4 protein-coding genes are annotated in these 8,541 nt (G+C 42.4%); all 4 read left to right on the top strand.

Features of this window, described 5'->3' with window-relative positions:
• Window positions 1-120: 120 nt before the first annotated feature.
• A complete protein-coding gene (locus tag HMPREF2794_RS11340) occupies window positions 121-1,755 on the top strand; it encodes a sialidase family protein (protein WP_029425512.1) in 1,635 nt (544 codons plus the stop codon).
• On the top strand, window positions 1,752-3,764 hold the full coding sequence (locus HMPREF2794_RS11335; protein WP_010537716.1) for a family 20 glycosylhydrolase: 2,013 nt from the start codon (window positions 1,752-1,754) through the stop codon (window positions 3,762-3,764). Before HMPREF2794_RS11340 ends, HMPREF2794_RS11335 begins: the two co-directional genes overlap by 4 nt.
• 21 nt (window positions 3,765-3,785) lie before the next feature.
• A complete protein-coding gene (locus HMPREF2794_RS11330; protein WP_070751534.1) occupies window positions 3,786-5,861 on the top strand; it encodes a GDSL-type esterase/lipase family protein in 2,076 nt (691 codons plus the stop codon).
• Between the two features lie 77 nt (window positions 5,862-5,938).
• Window positions 5,939-8,533 carry a beta-mannosidase gene (locus HMPREF2794_RS11325; RefSeq protein WP_055271561.1) on the top strand — a complete coding sequence of 865 codons (2,595 nt, stop codon included), beginning with the start codon at window positions 5,939-5,941 and terminating at the stop codon, window positions 8,531-8,533.
• The last annotated feature ends 8 nt before the right edge of the window (window positions 8,534-8,541 follow it).

Raw genomic sequence — 8,541 nt, 5'->3', positions numbered from 1 at the left:
AGGTGTTAACTAGTCCTACGAGAACTTGGTAAAAATTGCAAGTTTGTAGCTTTGTTTGTTAAATATATGCTGAGAAAATCTTATCTTTGTCATCGTTATACTAACTAATACCCCCCATTTATGAAAAGAAATCATTATTTACTTACCCTTGTTCTCTTGATAGGGTGCTCCCTTTATGTGAAAGCCTCAGACACAGTTTTTGTCCATCAGACACAAATTCCTATTTTAATTGAGCGGCAGGACAATGTATTGTTCTACTTTCGTTTAGATGCAAAAGAAAGCCGGATGATGGATGAGATCGTTCTTGATTTTGGCAAGAGTGTGAATTTGTCGGATGTACAGGCCGTTAAACTCTATTATGGAGGTACAGAAGCTTTACAAGATAGAGGAAAGAAAAGGTTTGCACCGGTCGATTATATATCCAGTCATCGTCCGGGAGGAACATTGGCAGCGATACCATCTTATTCAATTAAATGTGCGGAAGTACAGAAACCTTCTGCGAAAGTCGTATTGAAGAGTCATTATAAGTTATTTCCGGGTGTTAATTTCTTTTGGATCAGTTTACAGATGAAACCCGAAGCTTCTCTTTTCACGAAAATAAGTTCCGAACTCCAGTCGGTAAAGATAGATGGCAAAGAAGCTGTTTGTAAAGAACGGTCACCGAAAGATATAATTCACCGGATGGCTGTCGGTGTTCGGCATGCCGGTGATGATGGCTCAGCTTCTTTCCGCATTCCCGGATTGGTCACTTCCAATAAAGGAACACTGCTTGGCGTATATGATGTTCGTTATAATAGCAGTGTCGATCTGCAAGAATATGTAGATGTCGGTTTGAGTCGTAGCACGGATGGCGGCAAAACATGGGAGAAGATGAGACTGCCTCTTTCGTTTGGTGAGTACGATGGTTTGCCTGCTGCGCAGAATGGAGTAGGGGACCCTTCTATTCTGGTAGATACCCAAACGAATACAATATGGGTTGTTGCGGCATGGACACACGGCATGGGTAATCAGCGTGCCTGGTGGAGTTCTCATCCCGGGATGGATATGTATAAAACGGCACAATTGGTTATGGCAAAAAGTACGGATGACGGTAAGACTTGGTCGAAGCCGATTAATATAACCGATCAGGTAAAAGATCCTTCCTGGTATTTCTTGCTTCAGGGACCGGGACGGGGAATCACGATGAGTGACGGAACTTTAGTATTTCCTACTCAGTTTATCGATTCTACCCGTATACCTAATGCCGGAATCATGTATAGTAAAGACAGAGGAAAAACGTGGAAGATGCACAATCTGGCACGTACCAATACAACCGAAGCGCAAGTGGTAGAAATAGAGCCCGGAGTGCTGATGCTGAATATGCGGGATAACCGTGGAGGAAGCCGTGCCGTAGCAATTACAAAAGACTTAGGAAAGACATGGACAGAACATCCTTCCTCTCGAAAGGCACTGCAGGAGCCTGTGTGTATGGCAAGTTTGATTCATGTTGGAGCTAAAGATAATGTACTTGATAAGGATATTCTTTTATTCTCGAATCCGAATACTACCAAAGGACGTAATCATATAACTATTAAAGCAAGTCTGGACGGAGGAGTGACCTGGCTTCCCGAACATCAGTTAATGCTGGATGAAGGAGAAGGCTGGGGATATAGCTGTCTGACAATGATCGATCGGGAGACTATTGGCATCTTATATGAAAGCAGTGCAGCTCATATGACATTCCAAGCGGTGAAACTGAAAGATCTGATTCGATGAGAAGTCTTCGAATCTTTTTAGGAATTGCATTTTTATTCCATACATTATATATATTGGGAGCAGGTCAGTTGCATCTGCTTCCCCAACCTCAGCAATGTATTTTGGCAAAAGGATATTTTGTCATGGGTAAAATGCGGCTTTCTACTCCTGTGCTTTCACAGGAATGGAAGCAGTTTGTGACAGAGATGGGAGGTACTTTGGCCGATCAGTCGGCATCCTCCATAAATATAAAACTGATTGACACGATTGAAAATATACCTGTCAATCAGGAAGAGGCTTATCGTCTGACTATTACTCCAAAGACTATTACGGTAGAGGCTGTAGCAGAGCGTGGCGTATATTGGGCGATGCAGACACTTTTTCAATTGAAAGAAGCGGGTGGAAGAAGAAATCGTTTGCAATGTTGTACGATCACTGACTGGCCGGCTTTCCGGATTAGAGGTTTCATGCAGGATGTAGGACGCAGCTACTTGTCTGTAGAGGAACTGAAGCGTGAGATAGCTATATTATCCCGGTTTAAAATCAATACTTTTCACTGGCATTTAACGGAGAATCAGGCATGGCGTTTGGAAAGTAAAATTTTTCCAATGCTGAACGATAGTATCAATATGACTCGTATGGCGGGCAAATATTACACGTTGGAAGAAGCCAAAGACTTGGTAGCTTTCTGTAAGGCCCATCAGGTACTATTGATTCCGGAGATTGATATGCCCGGGCATAGTGCGGCATTTATTCGTACTTTCCGTCATGATATGCAAAGCCCGGAAGGAATGAAAATATTGAAGCTTCTGTTGGATGAGGTCTGTGAAACATTTGATGTTCCCTATATCCATATTGGTACAGATGAGGTGCAGTTTACCAATCCACAGTTTGTCCCTGAAATGGTGGCTTATGTCCGTAACAAAGGAAAGAAAGTGATTTCCTGGAATCCCGGATGGAAGTATAAGGCAGGTGAAATTGACATGATGCAGCTTTGGAGTTATCGGGGAAAAGCCCGGCAAGGTACTCCGGCCATTGATTCCCGTTTCCATTATCTGAATCATTTTGATACGTTCGGTGATATTATTGCATTGTATAATAGTCGTATTTATAATGCGGATATGGGAAGTGATGATCTTGCGGGAGTTATTATGGGCATCTGGAATGATCGTTTGATAGATAAGGAATGGAATATGATTCTGGAGAATAACTTTTACCCGAATATGTTGGCGATTGCAGAACGTGCGTGGCGGGGAGGAGGAACTGAATATTTTGATAAGCAGGGAACAATTCTTCCTGCGGATGAGAAGTCGGAAGTCTTTAGCAACTTTAAGGACTTCGAAAGTCGTATGTTATGGTATAAAGAGCACATGTTTAAAGGATATCCATTTGCCTACGTCAAACAGACTAATGTAAAATGGAATATTACAGATGCTTTTCCAAATGAAGGAGATCTGACTAAAGTGTTTCCACCGGAAGAGGAGTTGAAAGATTCATATATTTATGAAGGAAAACACTACGGAGTACGTCCTGCCATAGGAGCTGGTATTTATCTTCGACATGTCTGGGGCAAAATAGTACCGGCTTTTTATAAAGATCCGCAGGAAAATCATACAGCTTATGCCTATACGTATGTTTATTCTCCTAAAGCACAGGAGGTAGGTCTATGGGCAGAATTTCAGAACTATGGACGTTCGGAGAATGATCTGCCTCCATTACCGGGGAAATGGGATTATAAAGAAAGCCGTATTTGGATTAATAATCAGGAGATATTACCTCCGGTATGGTCTGCTACTCATCGGGTGAAAAATTCGGAGACAGCTTTAGGAAATGAAAATTGTGTGGCTCGTCCGCCGCTACAGGTTCATTTGAATAAGGGCTGGAATAAGGTATTGCTGAAACTGCCTGTCGGTAAATTCTCGATGAATGAAGTACGATTGGTGAAATGGATGTTTACTACGGTATTTGTTACTCTTGACGGAGAAAAGGCTGTGGAAGGACTGATCTATTCTCCGGAGAAGAAATTGTAAAAGCTTACGTTAACAAGAAAAATGAAGAAGTCTTTTATTATTTATTTGTTTCTGACTTTGAGTGTAGTACTCTATGCGCAGCAACATCGTATAAAAGTCGCTTGCATAGGTAATAGTATAACCTATGGTTATGGATTGCCCGACCGGGTTACACAGTCATATCCGGTGCAATTACAGAAAATGCTGGGAGAGTCCTATCAAGTTGAAAACTTCGGTAAGTCCGGTGCTACGCTGTTGAATAAGGGGCACCGGCCTTATATGCAGCAAGATGAATACCACAGGGCTATTGACTTTGCCGGAGATATTGTGGTCATTCACCTGGGCATCAATGATACTGATCCTCGTGACTGGCCCGATTACCGTGATTTCTTTGTGAAAGATTACATTGCACTGATTGACTCTTTTCGGGTTGCCAATCCCGAAGCCCGGATTATGATTGCCAGACTCACACCTATTGCCGACCGTCATCCTCGTTTCCTGTCAGGAACACGTGACTGGCATGGAGAAATACAACTGGCGATTGAAAATGTGGCCCGCTATGCCGGGGTGCAGTTGATTGATTTTCATAAGCCGTTGTACCCTTATCCTTTTATGTTGACGGACGCTGTACATCCTGATCCCGAAGGAGCATTTGTTTTGGCTCAGACAGTATATTCAGCCATCACCGGAGATTATGGCGGACTAAAAATGCCGTTGCTTTATACAGATAATATGGTATTGCAACGGGAGGTTCCATTAACGATTCAGGGAACTGCCAATGCGGGAGATCAAGTGACTGTAAGTATAGCTGACCGACAAATGAAAACAAAGGTAGGCCCGAATGGAAAATGGTCGGTAACGCTGCCTCCTTTAAAGGCAGGGGAGCCTTATACCCTGAAGATTTCAACCAATCAGAAGGTACTTCAATATCATAACGTATTAGCGGGTGAAGTCTGGCTTTGCTCCGGTCAGTCCAATATGGAATTTATGCTGAAACAGGCTTCGACTGCCCGGCTTGATATTCCACGTGCCGCAGATCAGGAGCTTCGTCTGTATGATATGAAAGCGCGTTGGCGCACAAATGCTGTCGAATGGGAAACGACTGTACTTGATTCATTGAATCATCTCCAATATTATAAGGATACAGAGTGGAAAGAATGCGCTCCGGAAACCGTTTCTGATTTTTCGGCAATTGCATACTATTTTGGTAAGATGTTAAGAGACAGTCTGAAAGTTCCGGTTGGATTGATTTGTAATGCTGTTGGTGGTTCTCCCACAGAAGCTTGGATAGATAGAACTAGTCTGGAATATCATTTCCCTGCCATTTTAAAGGATTGGACCCAAAATGATTTTATTCAGGAATGGGTACGTGGACGGGCTGCATTGAATATAAAAAAGTCAGTGAACAATCGGCAGAGACATCCGTATGAGCCCTGTTATTTATATGAGTCGGGTATTCGTCCTTTAGAACAGTATCCGATACGAGGGATAATCTGGTATCAGGGAGAATCGAATGCTCATAATTGGGAAGCCCATGAGGCGTTATTTAAACTACTGGTGAATGCTTGGCGAAAGAACTGGAATGATGATTGCTTACCTTTTTATTATGTGCAATTATCCAGTCTAGATCGTCCGTCCTGGCCTTGGTTTCGTGATAGTCAGCGCAGAATGCTGAATGAAATCTCTGACATCGGAATGGCTGTGTCCAGTGATCATGGTGATTCTTTGGATGTACATCCTACTTGTAAACAACCAGTGGGAGAACGTCTGGCACGATGGGCTTTGAATAAGACATATCTGAAAGACATTGTTCCTTCAGGTCCCTTATTCCGTGGTGCAGATGTTCGGGGTGAGAAGGTTTATTTGTCTTTTGATTATGGACAAGGGATGCGAAGCTCTGATGGAAAGTCTTTGCGATGCTTTGAGGTTGCGGAATTTGAGGGTATCTATTATCCGGCAACGGCTGAGGTGGTAGGAGAACAAGTGAAGGTATACAGTAAAGAAGTACGGAATCCTCGTTATGTACGGTATGGCTGGCAACCTTTCACGCGGGCTAATCTGGTTAATCGTGCGGGACTTCCTGCTTCGACGTTTCGTGCTGAATTTGCGGTGAAATGAGATATTTTGTGGCTTCAATAGGAAATATTTGACAAAAAAGTAATATCTTTACTCCGTTAATATCTAATGCCCCCACTATGATCTTAAATTTGACAGAAAAGATAGCTCCGATAGCATGTGGATTGCTATGTTGCTGTAGTATGGTTTATGCTCAGGGAAATGACACTTCGGAAGTCATGCTACTGGATACCGGTTGGGAATTTTCTCAATCAGGAACAGAAAAGTGGATGTCAGCTACGGTTCCCGGTACGGTCCATCAGGATCTGATCAATCATGAATTACTGCCGAATCCCTTTTATGGAATGAATGAAGAGAAAATTCAATGGGTGGAGAATGAGGACTGGGAATACAGAACCTCTTTTATAGTTTCCGAAGAACAATTGAATCGTGACGGAATCCAGCTTATATTTGAGGGTCTTGATACTTATGCAGACGTATATCTGAATGGTTCATTATTGCTTAAGGCAGATAACATGTTTGTCGGTTATACGGTTCCTGTGAAATCTGTATTGCGAAAGGGCGAGAATCACTTATATATTTATTTCCATTCACCTATCCGGCAAACATTGCCACAATACGCCTCTAATGGTTTTAATTATCCTGCGGATAATGATCATCATGAGAAACATCTTAGTGTGTTTACTCGTAAAGCTCCGTATAGTTACGGTTGGGATTGGGGAATCCGAATGGTGACAAGTGGAGTCTGGCGTCCGGTCACACTTCGTTTTTACGATGTGGCTACCATATCCGATTATCATGTCAGACAAGTATCGCTGACGGATGAAACGGCACGCTTATCTAATGAACTCATTGTAAACCAGATCCTTTCTCAGGAAGTTCCGGCTGAAGTAAGAGTTCGTGTTTCTTTGGATGGTACTGCTGTTGCAGAAGTCAAACAGCAGGTGAAATTGCAGCCCGGAATAAATCATATAACTCTTCCTTCTGAGGTGACGAATCCTGTACGATGGATGCCTAATGGTTGGGGAACTCCGACTTTGTATGACTTCTCTGTTCAGATAGCTTGTGGAGAACGGATTGTTGCAGAGCAATCTCACCGGATCGGTTTGCGAACGATTCGTGTTGTGAATGAAAAAGATAAGAATGGAGAGTCTTTTTATTTTGAGGTCAATGGCATACCGATGTTTGCCAAAGGAGCCAATTATATTCCTCAGGATGCATTGCTGCCTAATGTTACTGCTGAACGATATCAGACCTTGTTCCGTGATATGAAGGAAGCCAATATGAATATGGTTCGTGTATGGGGTGGCGGGACATATGAGAATAATCTTTTCTATGACCTTGCTGATGAGAATGGTATACTCGTCTGGCAGGACTTTATGTTTGCGTGTACTCCTTATCCTTCGGATCCTGCTTTCTTGAAGCGGGTAGAGGCAGAGGCTGTTTATAACATTCGTCGTCTTCGGAATCACGCCTCTTTAGCTATGTGGTGTGGCAATAATGAAATATTGGAAGCATTGAAATATTGGGGCTTTGAGAAGAAGTTTACTCCGGAAGTTTATCAGGGATTATTGCATGGCTATGATAAACTCTTTCATGAATTACTGCCTTCAATGGTCAAAGAATTTGATGCAGATCGTTTCTATGTGCATAGTTCTCCTTACCTTGCCAATTGGGGACGTCCGGAATCGTGGGGGACAGGAGATAGTCATAACTGGGGAGTTTGGTATGGTAAGAAACCTTTTGAGTCTTTGGATACCGATTTGCCGCGTTTTATGAGTGAATTTGGTTTCCAGTCATTCCCGGAAATGAAAACTATTGCAACTTTTGCTGCCCCCGAAGATTATCAGATTGAATCGAAAGTGATGAATGCCCATCAGAAGAGTAGTATTGGAAATTCATTGATTCGTACTTATATGGAACGCGATTATATCATTCCTGAAAGTTTTGAAGATTTTGTCTATGTCGGATTAGTCTTGCAAGGGCAGGGGATGCGACATGGACTGGAAGCTCACAGACGCAATCGTCCTTATTGTATGGGGACATTGTATTGGCAGTTGAACGACAGTTGGCCTGTGGTATCCTGGTCAAGTATTGATTATTATGGAAACTGGAAGGCGTTGCATTATCAGGCAAAACGTGCTTTTGCTCCCATCTTGATTAATCCTATACAGCAGAATGACAGTTTATGTGTCTATCTGATTTCAGATTGGCTGGATGCGATGGAGCAAATGGCATTGGAAATGAAAGTGGTAGATTTTGATGGAAAAACATTAGGCAAGAAGGTGCAGATACATTCGTTGAAAGTTCCGGCTAATACTTCCCAATGTGTTTATCGCATCAATATTGATGGTTGGCTGACTCCCGAGGAGTGTCAACGCTGCTTTTTACAATTGATACTTAAAGATAAATCAGGGCATCCGGTTGCAGAGGCCGTTCATTTCTTTAAAAAAACGAAAGATTTGCAGCTTCCTCCGGCATCAGTATCATATAAAATGAAACAGACAGATGGTAAATGTGAATTGACTCTTTTCTCGTCAACATTGGCAAAAGACCTTTTCATTGAGATTCCATTGCAAGGAGCCCGTTACAGTGACAACTTCTTTGACCTTCTGCCTGGAGAACGTAAAAAAGTGATTATTACTTCTCCTCAGATAAAAAAAGGGGAGGAGTTCTCTGTAAATATCAAGCACATTCGTGAAACCTATAAATAAAACTAATT

The organism is Bacteroides sp. HMSC067B03, assembly GCF_001811315.1.
GTDB lineage: Bacteria > Bacteroidota > Bacteroidia > Bacteroidales > Bacteroidaceae > Bacteroides > Bacteroides faecis.
The sequence above is the reverse complement of the archived record's forward strand: the minus strand, read 5'-3'. Positions and strand labels throughout refer to the sequence as shown.